The sequence below is a fragment of the Stieleria mannarensis genome, from assembly GCF_014154935.1.
Lineage (GTDB): Bacteria > Planctomycetota > Planctomycetia > Pirellulales > Pirellulaceae > Stieleria > Stieleria mannarensis.
Map to the genome: position 1 here is coordinate 1 of NZ_JACEHH010000080.1, position 20,843 is coordinate 20,843.

A 20,843-nucleotide genomic window follows, 5' to 3' on the forward strand; every position below is an offset into this window, starting at 1 on the left:
CTTCACCCATTTCACAAGAAAAAATCACAAACAGGTTTTCAACAGTCCTGTCGCCCCTCGAATGGCCCGCTAAGCACCCCGCGGACCGCGTTGCCGATCGACATTGCGCAACGTCAAAAGCGACAACTCCGGACGGCAGTTGATCCGCCACAAATGAACGCCGCCGAGCCCCCGGGTGACATGCATGGTCGTCGGTGCGCGATAGAAGTCGCCCGACGCATAACGGCTGCCGTGATAGCTGGGACTCAGGATCGGTCCGGCCAGCGGCAATCGTCCTTGCCCGCCATGCGTGTGGCCGGCCAACATCAATTCGATCCCCTGACGACGCGCCCACGTGAATTGATCCGGGCTGTGGCTGAGCAACAACCGGAAGCGTGCATCGCAAGGGCCCAACTCCGGCCGCTCGAACCACGGATACTCGTTGCCAATCACGTGACAGGGCACGCCGCGAATGTTGCGGCGTGTCGTCTGGCTGCCTAAATCGATCCAACCGGCACGGTCCATCGCCGCACGCGTTTCCCACGAGTCGACCACCCGCGTGTCGTGATTGCCGAGAATAAAGAAACAACCGTCGACGGCTTCGGCCGGGGAAAAGATATCGACCAACCAATCAATGCACATCTGTTTGTCGATGATGTCGCCCGTCAACGCGATCAAATCGGGACGCGCCCGAGTGGCCTGTTCGACTGCATAACGAACGTAGCTGGCGTGGATTTCGCCGGTCAGATGAATGTCGCTTAAGTGCGCAATCCGGTAACCATCCAATTCGGCCGGCAATCCGACCACCGGCAACTCGACCTCTTCGATCGCCAAGTCGAAGATTTGATTCAGCGGCAGACGCGACTCCCACCGTGCCTTGGTCGTCAACGGCAACGGATGATCGATGACACGTGAAACGTCCACGACCTTGACCTTTCGCGGAGCATCGACCCACTCCAGCCGAAAAATTGGACGCCACAACAACCACGGCACCCCGAACACGCCCCAGGCAGCCAGACAAACGCCGCCGTATCCCAGCGTCACCGGGCCGAGCTGACTCCAGGCCCCGCCGCGGAACAGGATCTCCACGATCGAATCGAATTGCAAAACAAAGATCGCCAGCGGAATCGCCAGCGTCGTGAACAGAAAGAATTTGACGATCCGTTTGATCGTCTTCCGCGGCCATCCCAGACAATTCACGCGATTGTAGATCGCGATGTGCAGCCCTCCGTGACCGATGAGCGCCATTGCGAAAATCAACCAGGCGGCGAATCGGTCCATCGGGATTCAATGTCAAATGGTCTTGGGGGCGGCAAAGTGCGTGAGTTTGCAGTTGCACTGTGTAGCCAAATGCTCCATCAAGTGCGAGAGCGGTGCGTGTTCGGGGAGATCAACCGGCCCCAGTTTGCCAAGATCGTCAACGTCAAACACGGCCACCGCCGCTGTCACCATCTCCAGCGATCGGTCGGCCAACATCGACGCCAACGCCGAGATCCCGGGATTGTGCCCCAAAATCATCACGCTGGCCGCATCCCCACTCTCGGTGCCGATGACTTCCAACATGGTATGCGGGCTGGAGAGATACAGGTCCGGGCTGGACACGACGACGGGCTTTTTGTCCCAATGATCCAACAACAACTCCGCCGTTTCTCGCGTCCGAAACGAAGACGAACACAGGATCAAATCCGGAACACAGCCATGCTGGTCCAGCCAATCGGCCATCTTGGGCGTCGCCCGGCGGCCACGCTTTGAAAGCGGCCGGTCGTGGTCCGACAATGACGGGTCGTCATGGTCGCTTTTGGCATGCCGCATCAAGATCAACTGACGTGTCATCGTTTTCCCGCCTGATCGGTTTGGTGTGATGACGCGGCCGAACGGAAGTGTTCGTTGCGCCGTGGGATCATCATCATCGAGAATCACCGCTGCGTCCGCTACCGCCCAAAAAACCAGCGGGATAGGCTGCCAGCCTGTCACTCCGGTGAACCAGCGGTCTAACGTAGCGACCTTCGCCAGAAGGTGGTTCCCCGACGATTCCCACGCTCGCATCGAGTGCAACTACGTCACCGAGACGATCCCCACGCTCTGGCGAGCGTAGCTACGCCACAGAGACTCGACGGCCGAGAAGCCTATCCCACGGCACCGCCGAAACACCGATCGGCCGCCCGCACGCCGCGGTCAAACGCCTCTTCCATCAACGCGACGCCGCTCAGGTCCGTCGCGGCGAAGTGGATTCGGCCCAGCGATTCGGACGCCGCCTCGCGTTGCCCGCCCCAAACGAAGCCCACACGGGGTTGGATCATCGCGTGCCCCCACCGCATCACATCGATGCGCTCGATCAGCCCGCCGATGTCCCCATGGGCTTTGCTCAAATCCGCGACGACTACATCCGCCCAATCGCGCCAGGAAAGCCGCATCAGCTCCGCACGCGAAACCCGCGGATCGTCGTCGGTCATCGGTTGGTACCACGTCAGCACGGTTGCCCCATGGTCGCGCCCGGTTTGATGCGTCGCGGTGACATAGCCCAACGAGCGACTGTCGAAGATCACGTTGTCCCAGCACATTTCGCTGCCGGACTCCTGCGGCCGGGCCTTCAGGAACACATTGGCGACGACCCAGCCGCCGTAACGAAACGACGTCAAACGGCGCCCGCTGGTTTGCCAATCGTCGATCACGTGCGGCGCCAAAAACTGCGGCGCCGCAAAAATCACTTCGTCGCCGACAAATTCCACCGTGGTCGAAGAACCGGCGTCGACCGCGCGAACCAGAACGCCCGCTCCGCCGCGATCGCGAACCTCTGTCACGGCATGACGACAATGAATCCGCTGGCCGCAGCGTTCCGCCAGATGCCGAACGATCCGACCATTTCCCTCCGGCCACGTCATCACGGGCTGGGAATGATCGCTGCCCGGCTGCAACCGCGACGCAAAATAAAACACGCCCGCCCAAGCACTGGTCTGATCGAGCGTCAATCCGTAGTCGTCACGACAGGCATAATCGACCAGCCAACGCAGACGCGGGGAATCGAACCCCTGGGAATTCATCCAGGCGTCCATCGAAATCGTATCGAGCTTCCGGACCGCGTCACCATCGGAAGCCGACGACATCGGAATCGCAAACATCCTCCGCCCCGTTTCGTCACGACGCGTTGCCCAGTCTCGCATGACCTCGCGAAACCGCTCCAGCTGCCGGAGATCGTCTTCGTTAGCCCCGACATGGGGATACAACCCTTCGATCCATCGCCCCCGGAAAAAGACGCGTTCCTCCGGCTCGCGGCAAAGCGCCTGCTCGGCAAACTCCGGCTCTCCATCATCCCTCTGGCCGACGACCACCCCCATCTCCTGAAACAGCTGAACCAACGGTTCATTTTCTTTCATCGGCGCCGGAACGTAGTGGGCTCCCCAGGGGAAACGGAATCCCGAGCGTTCACCGCTCAGCGACGTGCCGCCAGGCTGGTCGCCCAACTCCAAGACGACATAGTCTTCGATGCCGCGGCGTTGCAATTGCCAGGCGGCCGATAGACCGGCGATCCCGCCACCGATGATCACCACCCGGTGCTTTTGAGGCGGCAGTTTTGACGGCGGCGGGCGCCACCCGTCTCGCAACCGATGGGGAATCGAAAAGGCCGGATTGAGCAGTTCGCCGTCGAAAGAACTCCCTGCGTGCGATCCACAACCGACCAGCCCACTCAACGGCACACCGGCAAGGTAGGCCAGCAGTTCACGACGCGTCATCCGGGTCGTCCGCTGGGTCGACGGGCGATCAGGTTCGCCGCTCACCACGCCCCCCACTCCTGCTCGTAGTACCGCACCAACACCTGGTCGTTCAAACGATTGACATTCGTCTCCACACGCGCCAAATCGGCCGGCAGATCAAACATCGCGACCGTCGTCTTGGCATCCAAAAAATGCAAACCCTCGGGCAGCGGATTGCGAATCAGAAAACTTCCATCGCGGTCACTTTCCAGCGGTTGCATCCCCGCCAGCGCGAACCCCCACACGCCGAACGAAGGCACCGCGGCTTGATAGGGCCGCACATCAAACCCGGCTTGCTGCATCGTATGGATGATGCACCAATACGATTTCGGCGCGACCAGCGGGGACGTGCACTGAACCGACACGACCGCCGATGACGTCAACCGACGGCGGAGCAATTGAAAGAAACGCGTCGTGTACAGCTTCCCTACCGAATACGATCCGGGGTCTGGGAAATCGATCACCGCCACATCAAACTGCGATTCTCCCTCACCGGCCCAGACAAAGGCGTCTCGATTCATCACCGTCACGCGCGGGTCCGACAACGCATGCTCGTTGAGCGTTGCCAGGGGCGGGAATTCACTGGCCAACTGTGTCATCGCCGGATCCAGATCCACCAGTGTGACCGATTCCACCCCCGGATATCGCAAGATTTCACGCACCGCCAATCCGTCTCCACCGCCCAACACCAACACCCGCTCGGCCGTATCCGCCATCGTCATCGCCGGATGCACCAAGGATTCGTGATAGCGATACTCGTCCTTGGAATTGAATTGCAGGTGGCCGTTGAGGTGCAGCTGAAAATCTCCCTGCCGCTGCGTCACCACGATTCGTTGGAATTCCGACTGTTTGGAATAGACGATCGGGTTCTCCAAAATCACCTCTTCGGTCCAGTCGGTCAGCGTGTCTGCTTTGATAAAGGCGACGACCAGCAACCCGATCACCAGAAACCCACGCCCCCGCAACGCCCCCAGACCGCGCGTCGAAAGCAACGGCCGCAATAGATACGTGCCCCACACACCGACCGCCGCGTTGAGCATTCCGAACAGCAACGAGGTCCGAACCAACCCCAAGCTGGGCACCAACAACACCGGAAACAACACCGACGCCAAGAGCGCCCCGATGTAGTCGAACGTCAACACGCGGGCGACGAGTTCGCGAAAGTCCAGGTGCTCGCGCAGAATCCGCATCAGCAGCGGCAACTCCAATCCGACCAGTGTCCCGATGGCAAACACGGACCCGAACAGTGCGATCCGGAACCAGGTGATCTGGGCGAACGCGACAAACAACAACGGCGCCGACAGCCCGCCCAACAACGCCAACGCGATCTCGATTTCGATGAACGTTCGCGCGACGCGCTGTTCCACGTAGCGTGACAACCACGACCCGACGCCGAGTGCGGACAGGTAAACACCGATGACCAGCGAGAATTGGGTGACGCTGTCGCCGAGCAGGTAGCTGGCCAAGGTGCCGGCCAACAACTCATAGATCAACCCGCAAGTCGCAATGACGAGCACGTTCAAATAGAGCAGATAGTTCGGCGCCCGCTGGATCATCCCAGGATCGCGGCCGCGATGATGATCGAGATGCCCAACACGATCGCGCCGACGATCGTCGCCAACGCCTGGTTGTGTTCTTCGCCGATCTCATGAACGATCGAAAACGGAGTGATCTTTTCCATCAGCAACAAACACAGCGCGAACACCACGATCCCGACGAGCGAGAACACGACCGCGGCGATCAAATGAGCCCCCAGCAATTGTGTCGGGGTGACCGCCATGTCTTGCGCCAACGGCAGCGTCATTTCCAAACCTATCATCAATGTTGTCTCCACGTTATTTCCCTCCTCCCCATGAACCGCCGAACGAGCGTCCGCCGCCGTAGTAACCGCGACTGCCGGAACCGCTGCTTTGCAGCGCCTTGGCGATCCCAAAATTGGGCGATTTCCAGCCCAGCGCCGCCGCGGCGGTGTACCAACCGCTGATCACCAGCCCCATGGCCAAGTACACGATCAATAGTGTTTTTTTCATCTAGTCATCCGAAGACGCGTAGGGGCTGAAGTCACTGTCACTCCAGCGCCGAACCTCAAAGTTGTGCAGGTACGCCATCACCACAGCCGGGATTATCGTGACGCCCACCAAGGCATAAAACAACAGCCATCCGTCCGCCTTGCCACGACCGATCACGGCGTAGGCAATCAACAGATACAGCAGAAAGCCCAGCCAAGCCAACCAGAATCTTGGCCCCGGCGACGGCCGCGGCTGGATCACTCCGACGCCCCAGGGACGCGGCAAATCCTTGACCCCGAACTTCTGTTCCAACTCTTCGGCCGTGATGTAGTGCCCCTCGGAAATCGTCACTTCTTGTGACGGCCCATACCCGCTTCGCTCCCAGGACAGCATCCGTGGCGGTGCGATGTAGTCGGCCGTGTTGACTTGTTCTCCGACCGTGACTTTCCAATAAAACTCACCGACGACATAGCGGACATAGGCGGTTCCGCGATCGTAGATCTTGAAGGTCTCGCCGTCGTAGGTCGCCGAATCACCGATCGATGACGGCGGCTTGTCGACCGGGCCGACGAGCGACCAATGGTTGTCGTTGCATACCAGCCAGCGAAAACCGGTTTCGCGGTTGTACAACAAGTACTCCGTCCACGGATAAGTTTGCCCGGCATACTTGGCATAGCGTTCCATGAACCCGATCACGGTGTACTTCATGCCGCCAAAGTCACCGGTGCTGCCCAGCGGGATCAACGGCTTGATGCGTTTTTGGTTCAGCGTGTGCAGCAGGGCCAGCTTGCCTTTTTGGGCGTCCAACATCGACAAACAATTCGGACACGCGACCCGCTGCGTTTCATCGGGCGCGCGCAGCGCCAGTGCCCCGCCGCACTTGGGACAATTCAATTGCAACGCATCGACGCGGACCTTGCCCGCATCGGGATCCAGCGAATCGATGCTGATCCCCAGCTCCTCCAGCGTGACTTCGCTGCCCAGGTACGCGGACTGCTGGGCGTCGTCGCTGCCGTCGCCGTATTCGAACGTCGCGACGGCCTTGTTGTCGCCGTACAAATCCACATACAAGTGGTCGGCCCCGGGGTGAAAGTCCCAGGGAAGCTCGCCTTCAGCCCCTTCGGCAACCGCGACGCCTTTTTCACGGACCGTCAACTCGACGCCCTTGAGCGTGAGTTTTTGCTCCAGCTGAACACTGTCGTAATCGGGCAAACGCGAACTGGCGGTCAGGTTTCGCTGCATCGTCAACGAAAACTTCCCTTGCGCCTCGGCCAGCCAGCCCCATCGATCGCCGGGGAATGCCAAGTACCATTCGTCCCACGACCCGCCGCCGGAGTGACGGTAGCGGACTCGTCCGGTGATCGTGAACGATTTCTTTTTCCACTTGCCGGTGATCCCGCGTGCCAGCCCCGACGCCGGATCTCCGACCTCGGCCACCTTGCCATAATCCTTGACATCGCGATCGCCACGTCCCACCGCGGTTTGACAGAACTCGCACACGGTCACCAGGGATGAACCGGTCGTAAACTCGACCGGGCCGCCGCAGGCAGGACAATTTGTATTGAGGCGTCTCATCGTAACGATTCCTTTCGCGTCACTCGCAGGTCGCGATGCAATTCTCGTACGACGACGTCACGGGCGTGGAAGATTCGCTCCAACTCCTGCCGCCAAGGCCAAGCGGGTCGGCGGCGGCAACAATACAAGTTGAACGTGGCGAATTCGTGCTCGGGGTACGTGTGACAGGCCAGATGAGATTCGCTCAACAAATACAGCGCGGTGACGCCGCCGGGGCCTGGAAAGGCATGGCAGGTGGGCTGGCCGACGATCGTTAATTCCAGGTCCGCCACGACGCGCCGGCAAAGCGACTGGACGCATTGCAGATCCCGCAGCGGATCGGCGGCACAACCGGACGCATCGATCATCCATTCGGTTCCACCGACGAAATCGGCCAGCGGCTCGGATCCTTGCACGCGTTCGTCCACGAAAAATCTGTTCCTCGTCAGTTGATGGTGGGGTCAGTTGGCGGTGAGCCGATCGTTCCTGCAATTGGGCAGCGTCTGATCAACGTCGCGACGCTCGATGCGAGCGTGGAACACCAGGGGGATCCACCTTCTGGCGAAGGTAGCTACGTCCACGCTCGTTCTCAGACTCTGCCTCGGAACGAGAAAGACACGAATCTCAATTACATCGGCTCTCAATTACATCGGCGGTGGTGGCGGTGGCGGGGCCTGCGAAACGAACAATCCCGCCAAGGCCGGCACACTTGCCGCGGCGGCCCAGGCGTCCATTCCGGCGGTCCAAACCATCGTGTCTTTAGTGACTTCGCCGCTGGCGATGCCGCTGGAAAGCTGAGCCATCGAGAACGGGCCTTGGGTTTGTCCGCCGACCGCGACGTGCCAGGCGGCCGGCGGCGGGGGAGGTGCGGCGGCGGGTCCAGCGGCCGGGGCGGCTCCCATCGCGCCGCCCATCATGCGGCCGGCCATCGCCATCCCCATGCCCAACCCCATGCCCTCGGCGGCACCGCCGCCGGACTGGTTCTTGGCCGCCTCGGTCATCGCGTTGCCCATCTGGTACTGCTGGTACTTATTCATGTCGCCGATCACGCCCATGCTGGTCCGCGTGTCGAGCGCTTTTTCGACCGCTTCGGGCAGCGAGATGTTGACGACAAACAATTGTGGGCAGTCCAGCCCGTATTCGTCATCGATTTGCTCGACCACCCGGGCCCGAATGGTGTCCCCGAGTTCCTGGTAGCGAGACGCCAAATCGAGTGCGGGGATCTGCAGGTCCGCCAGGGCCTGCGTGAAGGCCGACGTGATCATCGAACGCATCAAGTCGGTGATCTCATCGGATTGAAAATTGTCGTCCGTCCCGACGATCTCTCTGAGCAACGCTTTCGGTTCGACCGCCTGCAGTGCATAGGTGCCGAAGGCACGAATGCGGATCGGCCCGAATTCGGGGTCTCGGAGCATCACCGGGTTGGGCGTGCCCCATTTCAGGTCGGTGATCTGTCGCGTGCTGACAAAGTAGACTTCGGCTTTGAAGGGGCTTTCAAACCCGTACTTCCAACCCTGCAAGGTCGACAGGATCGGCATGTTGTTGGTTTCCAGTTCGTAGTGCCCTGGACCATAGGTGTCGGCGATCTCTCCGCCGCTGACCAAGATCGCCATCTGGCCGGGCCGGACGATCAACTGCGCGCCGTTTTTGATTTCGTTGTTGTACCTGGGAAACCGCCAAACCAACGTGTGATTGGAATCATCGATCCATTCGATGATGTCAATCAATTCGTGGCGCAACCTGTCAAACAATCCCATAGCTAGTCCTGAACGCGAAAAGATAGTCAAGGCGAACCGTTTCACACCGCCAAAATTGCCCCGAAGGGACCGGCCGGAAACGACCGTCGCCGGGGCGCAGAAAACGACGAGCGCCGTTAATCTAGCAAAATGCATCCCGCGGTGCACGCCGATGGATTCACTCCAAAGGTTTTAGGGTTGATCCGCATGCCCTGCCGATGCTTGGCCGAAAACGCAACAATCTAGGGAAGATAGGACCAACGCGACCGATAGGACTCATGGGTCTTATCTGTCGCATTGATCCTATTTCCCAAACACCGGCCCGCCGCTCGGTCGGCGCACCGCATGCGATCTACCCCGCAACAGCGCCCCCGCGTACATTCTCACCTTCACCTCGCTATTCTCACCAAACGTGCGTTCCATGGCCGACGACACCCCCGACCTGTTCTCGCCCTCGAAGAAACTGTTTTTGCTGGACGGAATGGCGTTGACCTACCGCGCCCATTTCGCGTTGATCCGCAGCCCGCGGTTCACCTCCGGGGGTCAGTGCACGTCCGCCGTATTCGGGATGCTCAATGCGATCACCGACATCCTGACCAAAGAGGAACCGACCCACATCGCCTGCGCGTTCGATACCTCCGAACCGACGCAACGACACCTCGATTACCCGGAATACAAAGCCCAGCGTGACGCGATGCCCGAGGATTTGGCCAGCCAACTCCCCTGGATTGACAAGCTGTTTGATGCGCTGAACATCAAAACCATCCGCATGCCGGGCTACGAAGCCGACGACATCATCGGCACACTCGCCCATCAGGCGGCCGACCAGGGCTTCGAAACCTGGATGGTCACCCCCGACAAGGATTACCACCAACTGGTCACCGACCAGATCCACGTCTACAAACCGGGCCGCAAGGGCGGCGAATCCGAAATCCTGGGCGTCAAGGACGTCTGCAGCCAATGGGAGATCGAGCGTGTCGATCAGGTCATCGATGTCCTGGGGCTGATGGGCGATTCGAGCGACAACATTCCCGGCGTCCCAGGCATCGGCCCCAAAACCGCCAAGAAACTGATCGCCCAATTCGGCAGCATCGAAGGCCTGTTGGAAAACGTCGACAAGCTGAAGGGGAAACAAAAGGAACGTGTCCAGGAGAATGTCGAACAGGCGATGTTGTCCAAGCGTCTGGTCACGATTCAGTTGGATGTCCCCACGGAAATCGACATCCCATCGCTGGCGCGTCAAAAGCGTGACGACAAAAAACTACGCGAACTGCTGACCGAACTGGAATTCGAAACGATCGGCAAACGGATCTTCGGAAAATCCTTCTCCGTCGCTTCGGCGCGCTCGGCCGTCGTCCGTGAAAAACGTGAGGAACAAATCCAACAATCCCTGTTCGACGAACCGACCGAAGAATCGTCGATCCGCGAAGTCGATCACACCTACCACACGGTGACGACCAAGCAGGAACGAGCGAAGCTGATCAAACAGATCGAGCGAGTGAAATCGTTTTGTTTTGACACCGAGACGACGGGGCTGGATCCACGCACGGCGACTCCACTGGGGATCGCGATCAGCATCAACAAACACGAAGCCTACTACGTCGTCTGCCCGAGTGACCCGGAAGAGCGTCAATCGATGCTGGCCGAGTTCGCCGGACTGCTGGCCGACGAATCGATCGTCAAGATCGGCCACAATCTGAAGTACGACATCTCGCTGCTGAAGTGGAATGGGATCGAAGTCCGCGCGCCATTGGTCGACACGATGCTGGTCCACACGATGACCGAACCGGAAATGCGCCACGGTTTGGATTCGCTGTCCGAGCTGTACCTGAACTACAAACCGATCCCCACGTCGGATCTGATCGGCCCCAAGGGTGACGAACAAAGGAACATGGCGGACGTGCCGCTGGAAAAGCTGGCCGAGTACGCGTGCGAAGACGCCGACGTCACACTGCAAATCGCCAACATCCTGCGGCCGATGATGATCGAGCGCGGCGTCCAACAAGTCTGCGAGGAAGTCGAATGCCCGCTGGTGCCCGTGCTGGTTGAGATGGAATACAACGGCATCACGCTGGACACCGAATCGTTGGCAAAGTACTCCGAAGAATTGCAGAGTGAAATCGACGACCTGCAGGCGAAGATTTTTTCCGCAGCGGGACACGAGTTCAATGTCGACTCGCCCAAACAACTGGGCGTCGTCTTGTTCGAAGAATTAAAACTGGAAGAGAAACCCAAGAAGACCGCGACCGGACAGTACTCCACCCGCGAAGCCGAACTGGAACGGTTGTCGGGGAAACACGAGATCATCCGCGACGTCCTGGACTATCGCAACGCGCGCAAGTTGAAGTCGACCTATGTGGATCAATTGCCCGCGGCGGTCAACCCGGAAACCGGACGACTGCACACGCACTACAGCCAAACGTGGACCGCCACCGGACGCATGCAGTCCAACGATCCGAACCTGCAAACGATCCCGGTGCGGAAGGAACGCGGCCGCGAGATCCGTGCCGCATTTGTTCCCCGCGACGACGACCACCTGATCCTGTCGGCCGACTACTCGCAAATTGAACTGCGGATCATGGCGGAACTTAGCGGCGATGAATCGATGATCGCGGCCTTCGTCGACGGCGAAGACATTCACACGGTAACGGCGTCCAAGGTCTACAAGGTCGAACCCGATGAAGTCACGCGTGAGATGCGGGCCAAAGCGAAAACCGTGAACTTCGGCATCATCTATGGCATCAGCGCATTCGGCCTGCAGCAACGGCTGAACATCCCCCGCGCCGAAGCGAGCGAATTGATCAAAAACTACTTCGAAAAATACCCCGGCGTCCAGCGCTACATCGACGAAACCATTGCCTTCGCCAAAGAACACGGATACGTGGTGACCAAGACTGGGCGCAGACGTTACGTCCGCGACATCACCAGCAAGTCACGCGGCACCGCCGCGGCGGCCGAACGACTGGCGATGAACAGTCCGATTCAAGGCACCGCGGCCGACATGCTGAAACTGGCCATGGTCAAAGTGCACCGGGCGCTCCGCGAAGGCAATTTCAAAACCAAGATGTTGCTGACGGTGCACGACGAATTAGTCTTTGATCTCTGGAAAGCGGAACAGGGGCAAGTCCTACCGGTGATCGAACAGGCGATGAAAACCGCACTGCCGATGACCGTCCCGATCGTGGTCGAAATGGGAACGGGAACCAATTGGCTCGAAGCGCATTAATCTTTCGCCCCCTCCATCCGGGTCCTCGGGTGGGGCCAACACACCAATCACACGATCCGCCCCCCTCCGAACAACGAACACGAACTCAGCTACTTTGAGGCCCCCGGTTGTCGACGCCTCTGGGAGATGCCTCTGCCGAACCAGATGGCAAGGTTTCGCACGAGGCCCCGACCTTACGCGTCCCGGCATTGAATCACCAAAGGGTGCGGGTTTTCCATCTTGTCTACGCGACTATGGTTGCAGAGGACCCGATCGCTCATCGACCGAACAAGACTTTGAACGGGCGAGACTTTGAACGGGCGAGACTTTTCTGCGTCCGACATCACTGAACCAAACCGACCCTGAGTTTGCCGAATGCTTCGCCTCCCTGTTCCTAATCTTATCCTAGCCGGCGTCCTTATCGCTTCCACTTTCGCATTGCCGTCTCAACGGCTCTTCGCTGGACTGATCACCACAAACATCGAATTAACAAACGCCAACGCCGCCGATTTGTCGGTCGGACAGGAGCTGGATGTGACCGTGACGCTGGACGGTCTGACACCATCAACCCTGGCGGTCTGGATGACGTCCATCGAATTGTCTGACAATTTCAGCGCGCCGTCGAATTTTATTTTCGGGGGTCCCGGAGGCCTTCGCATGGGGAGCGCTTCACCTCCCCCAATGACGGTCCCCACTTCGGCGATCGCCCCTGGCTACAGCGCAGCTGGCAGCTCCTTGGTGGGCTGGGGGTTGTTCAAACCACAATTCAGCTTTCAGACCACGGTCATTGGGACCGGCAGCGGTCTGATAGAAGTCAAGGGAGCTCTTCTGCCAGTTGTTCGCATCGGGCCCAATCTGCGTCTTCTGGGATCGAATCTGATCGGCACCACCCCAGCAAGCCTGACAACCTTTGCATCAAGCCCCACAAGTCTGGCACCGCCCGCGCCCGGAGTCGCGGCCGTCCCCGAGCCAACCTCGCTTGCGGTCTTCGCGGCACTGGGACTGGTCAGCGTGTACCGGCGGCGACGTTGATCCTCGACGTGCTCACCTGGGCAACCCTTTCAAGTACGACCGCGCCCGATTGATCTCCGCGGTCACCGCGGCGGTCGTTTCCAGGATCGGCATCCCCCGCGGCACCGGATGCATGAAGATCTCCGTCCAGCCATCGAATCCGATTTCCGCGAGCGTCTTGACGATCGGCCCGAAATCCAACTCACCGCGGCCGGGCATTTGCAACTACTCCTGTTCCTTGGGAAGCTTCGTTTTGCACCCCATGCCGTGTTGCCAGGCAAAGAAGACAGCGACTGAATCTCCAACTCGCGAGCCGTTGCCTTGCGGCAGTTCGCGACGGCAACAAACTAGACGCAAAAGGAACACACGGATAGAATCGCGCCCCCACGGATGCCCTACCGTCTGTCATCCGATCGTCGTCGAAATGGGCACCGGAACGAATTGCTTGGAAGCTCACTGATCAGCCGCCCATGAACAACACCGATCGCTATGAACAGCTCCGCTCGCTGTTCGAACAAGCATTAGAAATGGACGACACCGAGCGTCGCTGGTTTCTTCAGTCAATCAACAACCGTGACGTTGCGGCGGACGTCGAGCGGCTTCTCGAATCATCTGCATGCTGTGGAAGCTTCTGCGACAAAAAGCCATCACCTATAGCGAAGCAGAACGACGTGTAGCGGAGACCACTCCCAGACTTGCACGAACGTTCCATTCTTGAACGCAGCTGCTACGCGATGAGAACGATTACTTCAACCATTCCACAACCTCTTGAGCCGGGAAATCAATCAGCGCCATGTGTCCGAAAGACGCGGAAGCTTTGGATTGACGATCCGAAGCGGAGATTCGAATCGTGACCGGGTGCGGAATTCCCGTCGCGTCGCTTCCTGTGGCTCGTTTGTATGCCGCACGCATCATCTTTCCGTACAACACAATGGCCTTCTTTTTCTGATCGAGTGTCACTCCGCGACGTTTCCGACGCGAGGTCTCATTGAAGGGTTTCTCCGAGAAACTGTCTTGATAGTCGAGAGCTGCGTTGACGAGAGAATTCAACAGTTGTCCGCGCTGCTCCGAAACGGAAAACTCGAAACGGCCGCTATCATTATCCATGCTCATGATGCGGGCATTTCGAACAGGGCAATAAAGCGACAGTCGGAATTCGTCCGCATCAATGCAGCGATAGGAAAGCGTCGCGGGATCGTTGGCTGGTAGCACCAAAGGCGAGAGCTCGGCCTGAATCACAACCGGAGGAGTGAAGGTCGGGTCTATCGGAGGCGGCTGGAATATTCCCAGCCGATTGCCGCAACCAACGTAAACGCGGTCCGCGACCATCACAGGGATGCCGACAATTCCGTTGGGATCGCCCTCAAATGTCGAAGGACTCGGGACAGGGAGTTGCTTGGAACCAAACGGTGTCGCAGCCAGACTGACCTGCTTTCCCAGTTGCCCAATCGCCAGCAAGCGTTTTGGAGCGACGATCGTCGTTCGCCACAATCGTTCATAGGGATTCGGTGAACGCTGGTAGGGAATCGCAAGATGATGTGCCGTTGCCGGTCGTCCGCCTGGTGGCAGAAATGTAAAGTGGTGGGCGGCTGCCTCTTCGGCGTAGGGGACCGGAATGTCCCAAAGCAGGCGGCGGCGACTCCCGTCGGCATCCCACAGAACACCATCGCGTACAAAGCCCCCAGCAACCAAATCGTCGGACACAATCCCGGTTGGATCACGGCGAAAGGCGATCATGGGCTTCGTTGTTTTGAGCGTCGTAGGATCGAGTTCGGCGGCGACGCGGGTCATGCCCTTGGCTGAATCTTCCGGGTAACCTTTGGAGCCTTCCAGGTCGACCACAATGTTCTGCCTGCCCGCGAAGCGGATGGCCACCGGGTTGCCATCAAGCGGAACGGAGGTTTGCCGGACCAACTCATTCCCCTCGAGCTTCCAACGTGTCACCGATTTCGTGTCGAGTCCATCGATTTCGAGTGTCCAAACTTCGTCGCCTGCGGAAATAGCATCGATCCATGATCCGGTGGCCTGCAACGCAGCGAGCGTTTCAAATTCAGAGACGTCGAACAACGCTAGATCTGAGAATCGGCGTGGGGGAGTGCGCGATCGATGATCAAATTCTGGATCCGACAATCCGATCACTCGATTGGACCTCAACGAGGCCTTGATCTTGGTAAATGGGAATGGGCATTGAATCGTCGGTTCGAGCACGTTCTGACGAAAGCCGATGTCGTAGGGCGTTTCGGAATCGATCAGAACCACAAACGAGCAGTTCTGTCCGACGGCTTCCATCGGCAACCGAAAAGAGATGTTTTGCGAATCACGGTCCCACCGGAAAGGATACGCGGTCCCGTCAACGAACAGTTTACGTGGAGTGTCATCGGCATTGGTGCTCAGCTTCAGCGTGATGTCTTCGCCGGCATAAATTGTCTTTTCGTGTTGAAACGAGAGTGAGACGGTCTTGCGCCGTGGCAAGCCAAACCGTTCAATGACGACGATCGATTTTGGGAAGATGACGTAGGCGTGCCGAGTGGTGTGAAGCACTTTGACGCACGCGGATTGACTTGATGGTGACGCTTTCCCCGCTAGAACTGCGGGTTCGGATTCCTGAGTTCCGTTGATTTCTTCGCTCAATAACTCAAAACTTGCAATCGTTTCGCCATAGCTTGTTTGGACCAGCAGATTTTTCGAGTCGATGCGGACTGTCATGTCGTCGAGTGTAAAGGGGAACCAATCCGGCGAGGATTGTTCGCGATTCCCGTCGTTTAGTCGGTGCTCCACACTGCTTTCCGATCGCTGCTCAATCAATTCGCCTTTCCAGCCATTCCACAATTTGATTTCCGAAGAACCGCTCGATTTGCATGCGACGGTTGGTTCACTCCCCTTGCCGACACTCTCGATCGCGAGTGGCCGTTCGTCGCTCGGAAGCACGATAAGCGGTTCGATTTGCTGTCTCAATTGATTGAATTGATAAATCGGAAAACCTGCTTGGTCGTTGGTTAAGGCAACATTGATTTCGCCCACCAACGCGGCATCCTGAGTTGGATGCGGCATCCGATAGCGAACGAACCCGGGCGAGCGATCCTGTTCACTCGTCTGAAGGATGGCTGACTTGTAAGCCTTTTCGGATTCGTCCGTCAGGCGAGCGGCTAACAGGGAACGTCCACTGGTATGGCATTCATCAACCGATTTCAGCCATTCGGCGGCGGTCCTCACGTGAGAGACAGCCGAAAAGTGATCACCACTTTCGACCAACTGCAAGCGGACAGGTGTTCCGGCTGCGGAAAGCCGGTTGGCTAACAGGCTAGATCGGGACGACGGGACGATTAGGTCTTGTTGCGAATGGAAAAGATAGGTCGGGCAGTTGAGATTGGATTCATGTGTTCGTGGGGAAGCTTTCCGTGCGAACGCACGCCAATCATTTAGCTCGCTGTCGTAGAATTCGGCGGCATCGACCGAGCAGGTCGCCAGGATGTCGCTAAAACCGGCCAGTGAAACGCAGCCACGGATGCGGGGTTCGTGCGTTGCGAGCAACAGAGCCAGTTTAGCTGCCGAACTGTGTCCGAGACAGTACAGTCGCGTCCCATCCACCTGGGGCAGTTCCGCGATCGCATATTCGATCGCGTTTCGAGCATTGACCAGCCCAGCCATTGACTTGCGAAACCGATGATAGGCGTCAATGTAAACGCGATCGTTTGCGTCCTCGGGTAGGTCACCATCGGTTCCGTATCCGACGACGACGAATCCGCTCTGAACCAGCGGGTAGTATTGCAAGACTTCGCGTTCGCTCATCGCCACGCCCGTCATCGACGTCGCGCCCGCCGCACCGACAAACACGCAAGGTCGTCCTCGTTTCTCTGTCCGACCGGATTGGGGATTGGGATCATCTTTCGGACGCAAGATCCAGAGCTCGTCGACGTGACCCGGCTGACTGGCTGAAATACCTAAGTCGACGTGTGCGATTTCGCAACCTGACCGCGACCGAAATTCCGCAGGCTGAAATTTGGGGACAGGGATCTGCTGGACATCGAACAACGACTGTGGATCTTTGATCGGATGATCGTCCTGGCCACACCCTGCCGTTAGCAGAGCAACCATGATCGCTGGAACGAAAAAGTTCTGCATTGGATCCCTGTGGGTGACTTGCAAATTCATCGTTGCCGTCGTGTGTCAAGATCGGTCGTATTGTCTATTTGGCCGGGAGGCATCGTTGCGTCATTGGTCGGAGCGAAGCACATCATACTAAGAGTCCTTGCAGGTATTCTCTTGATTGATTGATCGCAGCGGTCACATCAGAGGTCGTCTCCAAGATCGGTATCCCCCGTGGAACCGGATGCATGAAGATCTCGGTCCAGCCATCGAATCCGATTTCCGCGAGCGTCTTGACGATCGGGCCGAAGTCCAACTCACCGCGGCCGGGCATTTGCAACAACTCCTGTTCCTTGGGGAGTTTTGTTTTGCAACCCATGCCATGTTGCCAGGCATAGAAGACGGCCACCGAGTCGCCCAGATCCCGCAGCAAGGGGCACAGCACCTCGTTGTCTTGCGGCAAATGATAGGGCGCAAACGCCACCCCAATCGCATCCGCCGGCGCCAAGTCCACCAGATAACGGAGCGAATCGGCGTCGTGGATCAAATTGTTCTCGTGATTCTCGATCGCAATCGTGACGCCGTTGTCGCGTGCCAGATTGATCGTCGGCGTCAGCTTCTTGAGGAACCCGGCGATCGCATCCTTCAATTCCGCGCCCTTCAAATTCCTCGGCCCCGAACCGCCGGTCACGATCAGCTTGCAACCCAATCGCGACGCCAGTCGAATCTCATCGTCGATCCCGAACGGCCCCAGCTTGTACTGCGTGATGCATGAAAGCTGAACGGCATGCTCTCGCAACATCGCTGCAAATCGCTCCTCCCCCAAGGCGTCGAGTTGCTCGCGTTGATCGCCGTGCACCTTGGGCCAAATATCGATGCCGGTCGCCCCGATCTTTTTGGCCTCGGGCAGTATCTCTGCCAGCGGGGTGTACCCGTACATGCACGAGGCGAGGGCGTAACGAAATTGAAAGGACGACGGGGCGGCTTTCAAGGCATCGGCAAACGAAATCGACGCGGTTGCGGCGAGCGTCAGGGCGGAACGACGATTGAGATCCACGAGAAAGAACCTTGGGCGGGGGATTGGGGCGAGTCGTTGGTGGTGGGAAGAATTCTAACTCAATAGCCAGTGCCCTGCGGCAGTTCCTAGCGGCGACGAACGAAACGAGAAAGGAACCCCACGGATGGCGAAGCGTCCCCACGGATTTCCTACCGCCTGTCATCCGTGGGGACGCTTTGCCATCCGTGGTCCATCTCCCGCCCCCAACAGACGCGGACGGCGATTCTGGCTATACTGCATCGCCTTCCACTTACACCGCACCGCCATTGCGATCCCGCCCATGCACGCTCGCCCTTGCGTCCAAACCGCCTGTTTGTTGCTGTTTTTGTCGACGTCCCACGCCGCGTCTCCTTGGCCCCAATTTCGTGGCCCGGCCGGTGACGGAATCGTGCTGGACCAGAGCGTGCCGCTGACGTTCGGCGAAAAAGAAAACCTGGTCTGGAAATCGGAACTCCCCGGCAAAGCCTGGTCGTCACCGGTGATCGCCGACGGCGTGGTCTGGGCGACGACGGCGATCGAAGTGTTCCCCAACGAAGAGGAGCGTCTGGAATTGCTCCGCGCGGCGGGAATCGAAGAAAAGAAATTCAAACAGCTCGCGGTGGCCAAAACCATTCAGCTGAAATTGTTCGCGTTGGATCTACAGTCGGGGCGACAACTGGCTCGAATCGAATTGACCGAGGTCGCGACGCCCGATCCGATCCACTCTCTGAACAGCTATGCCTCGCCCACCCCGGTGATCGATGGCGATCAGATCTATTGCCACTTCGGCACCTACGGCACGTTCTGCGTGAACCGCAAAAGCCGCGAGATCACGTGGCAGCGCCGCTTGCCACTGGACCACTCCGTGGGTCCAGGCAGTTCCCCGCTGATCGATGGCGACCGTTTGATCTTGATCCAGGACGGCACCGAGCGGCAGTACGTCACGGCGCTCGATAAAAACAGCGGCGAAACGATCTGGGAGACCGACCGACCAGAGATGGATGCCCCGACCGGCGATCAAAAGAAAGCCTACTGCACGCCGATCAAGATCACGGATTCTCTGGGACGCGAACAATTGATCTGCATGGGTTCGCAGTGGATGGTCGCTTACGAACCGGCCACGGGCAAGGAGATCTGGAAAGTGCGTCACGGCAAAGGATTTTCCGTTGTTCCGCGTCCGGTCTATTCCGATGGGATCGTCTACTTTTCGACCGGATTCGGAAAACCGCAACTCTGGGCGGTCAAGGTCGATGGTTCGGGTGACGTCACCGACACGCACGTCCAGTGGACCGTGATGAAAGGCATTCCGGCCAAGCCCTCGCCGATCCTTCACAACGGTCTGATCTACGTGATGGAGGACAACGGGATCGCCAGTTGCTTTGAAGCCGACAGCGGTGACGAGGTCTGGAAAAAACGCATCGGCGGCAAGTACAGCGCTTCACCGTTGTTGGTCGGCGACCGGATTTACCTGGGATCACACGAAGGGACGGTCACGGTAATCAGCGCCGGTCGCGACAGCGAGGTGCTCGCCGAAAACCAGCTCGACGGACAGATCATGGCCAGCCCCGCCGTCGTCGACGACTCGTTGATCCTGCGAACCGCCGACGCGATCTACCGGTTCAAGTAACCGCAGCATGACACGACGCTACTACGCACCCGACCTGCCGACCGCTGGCGGAACCCTCGCACTGAGTGACGAAGAAGCGAGCCACGCGGCGCGGGTGATGCGTGCCAAGGCCGGCGACACGATCACCTTGTTCGATGGTCGCGGACACGAATCCCGAGCCACCATCACCGCGATCGACAAACGCAACTGCGTCGTCGAAGCCGGATCGGCCGTGGCGGTCAATCGCGAACCGAGCTGTCGCATGCGTTTCGGCATCGCACTGCCCAAGCCCGATCGCGCCAAAGAGCTGATCGAACGCTTGACCGAACTGGGCGTCCACCGGGTCACGCCCCTGGTTTGCAACCGAACCCAACGCCCGCCGACCGAGTCGCTGCTGTCCAAGCTGCAACGCATCGTGATTGAATCGAGCAAGCAATGCGAGCGGAATGTGTTGATGTCGATCGATGCCTCGATGCCCATCGACGCGTTTCTGGCTGAATCCCACGCAACCAAGCCCCACGCAACCAAGCCCCACGCAACGAGGCCCCACGCAGGCGCCTGCTGGATCGCGCATCCCGACGGCAGGCCGATCCGGACGGCCGCAGCCGAATGCCAGGATGCGACCACCGCCACGGTTTTGATCGGCCCCGAAGGAGGGTTCAGCGACGAAGAAGTCCACTGGGCGATCGAGTCGGGATTTGAACAAGTCGGCTTGGGCGCACGCATCTACCGCGTCGAAACCGCCGCCTGTGTCCTTGCCGCGCACCTGGCGGGATAACAGCTACACCATCGCACCCACTATCCACACTGCATCATTCTGCCCCGAATCATTCTGCCTCCCCATTGCTTTGCCCCCATCGTTTTGCCCC

The 20,843-nt window shown here is 58.9% G+C and carries 17 protein-coding genes; 5 read left to right on the forward strand and 12 right to left on the reverse strand.

Annotation, left to right across the window (positions count from 1 at the left end; all coding sequences use genetic code 11):
* Positions 1-69: 69 nt before the first annotated feature.
* From H1B37_RS30835 to H1B37_RS30875, 9 genes are all read right to left on the reverse strand, one after another.
* Positions 70-1,260, reverse strand: a complete 1,191-nt coding sequence (locus H1B37_RS30835) for a metallophosphoesterase (protein WP_182871136.1) — start codon at positions 1,258-1,260, stop codon at positions 70-72.
* 12 nt (positions 1,261-1,272) lie between these two features.
* Entirely contained in the window at positions 1,273-1,812 is a 540-nt protein-coding gene (locus H1B37_RS30840; protein ID WP_182871137.1) for a SixA phosphatase family protein, read from the reverse strand.
* A 293-nt stretch (positions 1,813-2,105) separates the two neighbouring features.
* Positions 2,106-3,710 (reverse strand): flavin monoamine oxidase family protein, encoded by a 1,605-nt coding sequence (locus H1B37_RS30845; RefSeq protein ID WP_182871138.1) that lies wholly within the window; start codon positions 3,708-3,710, stop codon positions 2,106-2,108.
* Between the two features lie 41 nt (positions 3,711-3,751).
* Positions 3,752-5,287, reverse strand: a complete 1,536-nt coding sequence (locus H1B37_RS30850) for a polyamine aminopropyltransferase (RefSeq protein ID WP_182871139.1) — start codon at positions 5,285-5,287, stop codon at positions 3,752-3,754.
* Positions 5,284-5,550, reverse strand: coding sequence for a DUF350 domain-containing protein (locus H1B37_RS30855; protein ID WP_182871140.1), 267 nt, complete (start codon positions 5,548-5,550; stop codon positions 5,284-5,286). The genes H1B37_RS30850 and H1B37_RS30855 overlap by 4 nt, the downstream gene beginning before the upstream one ends.
* A gap of 16 nt (positions 5,551-5,566) precedes the next feature.
* Complete coding sequence (locus H1B37_RS30860) at positions 5,567-5,761, reverse strand: hypothetical protein (protein ID WP_182871141.1); 195 nt, start codon at positions 5,759-5,761, stop codon at positions 5,567-5,569.
* Entirely contained in the window at positions 5,762-7,315 is a 1,554-nt protein-coding gene (locus H1B37_RS30865) for a DUF4178 domain-containing protein (RefSeq protein WP_182871142.1), read from the reverse strand.
* A complete protein-coding gene (locus H1B37_RS30870; protein ID WP_182871143.1) occupies positions 7,312-7,722 on the reverse strand; it encodes an S-adenosylmethionine decarboxylase family protein in 411 nt (136 codons plus the stop codon). Before H1B37_RS30870 ends, H1B37_RS30865 begins: the two co-directional genes overlap by 4 nt.
* A gap of 216 nt (positions 7,723-7,938) precedes the next feature.
* The gene (locus tag H1B37_RS30875) at positions 7,939-9,051 is read right to left on the reverse strand and encodes an SPFH domain-containing protein (protein ID WP_182871144.1); all 1,113 of its coding nucleotides are present in this window, start codon (positions 9,049-9,051) and stop codon (positions 7,939-7,941) included.
* Between the two features lie 400 nt (positions 9,052-9,451).
* Between H1B37_RS30875 and polA the strand changes: the two genes are divergently transcribed.
* Both polA and H1B37_RS30885 read left to right on the forward strand, forming a co-directional pair.
* Positions 9,452-12,256, forward strand: coding sequence for a DNA polymerase I (gene polA / locus H1B37_RS30880; RefSeq protein ID WP_182871145.1), 2,805 nt, complete (start codon positions 9,452-9,454; stop codon positions 12,254-12,256).
* Between the two features lie 354 nt (positions 12,257-12,610).
* Positions 12,611-13,267: a PEP-CTERM sorting domain-containing protein gene (locus H1B37_RS30885; RefSeq protein WP_182871146.1), complete on the forward strand. Its 657-nt coding sequence runs from the start codon at positions 12,611-12,613 to the stop codon at positions 13,265-13,267.
* A 12-nt stretch (positions 13,268-13,279) separates the two neighbouring features.
* Here H1B37_RS30885 and H1B37_RS30890 read toward each other — a convergent pair whose 3' ends face one another.
* Positions 13,280-13,465, reverse strand: a complete 186-nt coding sequence (locus H1B37_RS30890; protein WP_182871147.1) for a hypothetical protein — start codon at positions 13,463-13,465, stop codon at positions 13,280-13,282.
* A 251-nt stretch (positions 13,466-13,716) separates the two neighbouring features.
* Between H1B37_RS30890 and H1B37_RS30895 the strand changes: the two genes are divergently transcribed.
* Positions 13,717-13,923, forward strand: coding sequence for a hypothetical protein (locus H1B37_RS30895; protein ID WP_182871148.1), 207 nt, complete (start codon positions 13,717-13,719; stop codon positions 13,921-13,923).
* A 67-nt stretch (positions 13,924-13,990) separates the two neighbouring features.
* Here the strand turns inward: H1B37_RS30895 and H1B37_RS30900 are convergent, their stop codons facing one another.
* Together H1B37_RS30900 and H1B37_RS30905 are read right to left on the reverse strand one after the other, a co-directional pair.
* Positions 13,991-17,143 (reverse strand): alpha/beta hydrolase family protein, encoded by a 3,153-nt coding sequence (locus H1B37_RS30900; protein ID WP_182871149.1) that lies wholly within the window; start codon positions 17,141-17,143, stop codon positions 13,991-13,993.
* Between the two features lie 337 nt (positions 17,144-17,480).
* The gene (locus H1B37_RS30905) at positions 17,481-18,389 is read right to left on the reverse strand and encodes a sugar phosphate isomerase/epimerase family protein (protein WP_353620962.1); all 909 of its coding nucleotides are present in this window, start codon (positions 18,387-18,389) and stop codon (positions 17,481-17,483) included.
* Between the two features lie 280 nt (positions 18,390-18,669).
* On the opposite strand from H1B37_RS30905, the gene H1B37_RS30910 reads away from it, so the two are divergent.
* Both H1B37_RS30910 and H1B37_RS30915 read left to right on the forward strand, forming a co-directional pair.
* A complete protein-coding gene (locus H1B37_RS30910) occupies positions 18,670-19,995 on the forward strand; it encodes an outer membrane protein assembly factor BamB family protein (RefSeq protein WP_182871150.1) in 1,326 nt (441 codons plus the stop codon).
* Positions 19,996-20,002: 7 nt separating this feature from the next.
* The gene (locus H1B37_RS30915; protein WP_182871151.1) at positions 20,003-20,752 is read left to right on the forward strand and encodes an RsmE family RNA methyltransferase; all 750 of its coding nucleotides are present in this window, start codon (positions 20,003-20,005) and stop codon (positions 20,750-20,752) included.
* Positions 20,753-20,843: the final 91 nt, after the last annotated feature.

Coding starts and splice junctions, on each gene's coding strand:
- H1B37_RS30835 (WP_182871136.1), bottom strand. CDS start 1,260: ATGGACCGATTCGCCGCCTGGTTGATTTTCGCAATGGCGCTCATCGGT.
- H1B37_RS30875 (WP_182871144.1), bottom strand. CDS start 9,051: ATGGGATTGTTTGACAGGTTGCGCCACGAATTGATTGACATCATCGAA.
- H1B37_RS30910 (WP_182871150.1), top strand. CDS start 18,670: ATGCACGCTCGCCCTTGCGTCCAAACCGCCTGTTTGTTGCTGTTTTTG.
- H1B37_RS30915 (WP_182871151.1), top strand. CDS start 20,003: ATGACACGACGCTACTACGCACCCGACCTGCCGACCGCTGGCGGAACC.
- H1B37_RS30865 (WP_182871142.1), bottom strand. CDS start 7,315: ATGAGACGCCTCAATACAAATTGTCCTGCCTGCGGCGGCCCGGTCGAG.
- polA (WP_182871145.1), top strand. CDS start 9,452: ATGGCCGACGACACCCCCGACCTGTTCTCGCCCTCGAAGAAACTGTTT.
- H1B37_RS30860 (WP_182871141.1), bottom strand. CDS start 5,761: ATGAAAAAAACACTATTGATCGTGTACTTGGCCATGGGGCTGGTGATC.
- H1B37_RS30840 (WP_182871137.1), bottom strand. CDS start 1,812: ATGACACGTCAGTTGATCTTGATGCGGCATGCCAAAAGCGACCATGAC.
- H1B37_RS30890 (WP_182871147.1), bottom strand. CDS start 13,465: ATGCCCGGCCGCGGTGAGTTGGATTTCGGGCCGATCGTCAAGACGCTC.
- H1B37_RS30845 (WP_182871138.1), bottom strand. CDS start 3,710: ATGACGCGTCGTGAACTGCTGGCCTACCTTGCCGGTGTGCCGTTGAGT.
- H1B37_RS30895 (WP_182871148.1), top strand. CDS start 13,717: ATGAACAACACCGATCGCTATGAACAGCTCCGCTCGCTGTTCGAACAA.
- H1B37_RS30885 (WP_182871146.1), top strand. CDS start 12,611: ATGCTTCGCCTCCCTGTTCCTAATCTTATCCTAGCCGGCGTCCTTATC.
- H1B37_RS30855 (WP_182871140.1), bottom strand. CDS start 5,550: ATGATAGGTTTGGAAATGACGCTGCCGTTGGCGCAAGACATGGCGGTC.
- H1B37_RS30850 (WP_182871139.1), bottom strand. CDS start 5,287: ATGATCCAGCGGGCGCCGAACTATCTGCTCTATTTGAACGTGCTCGTC.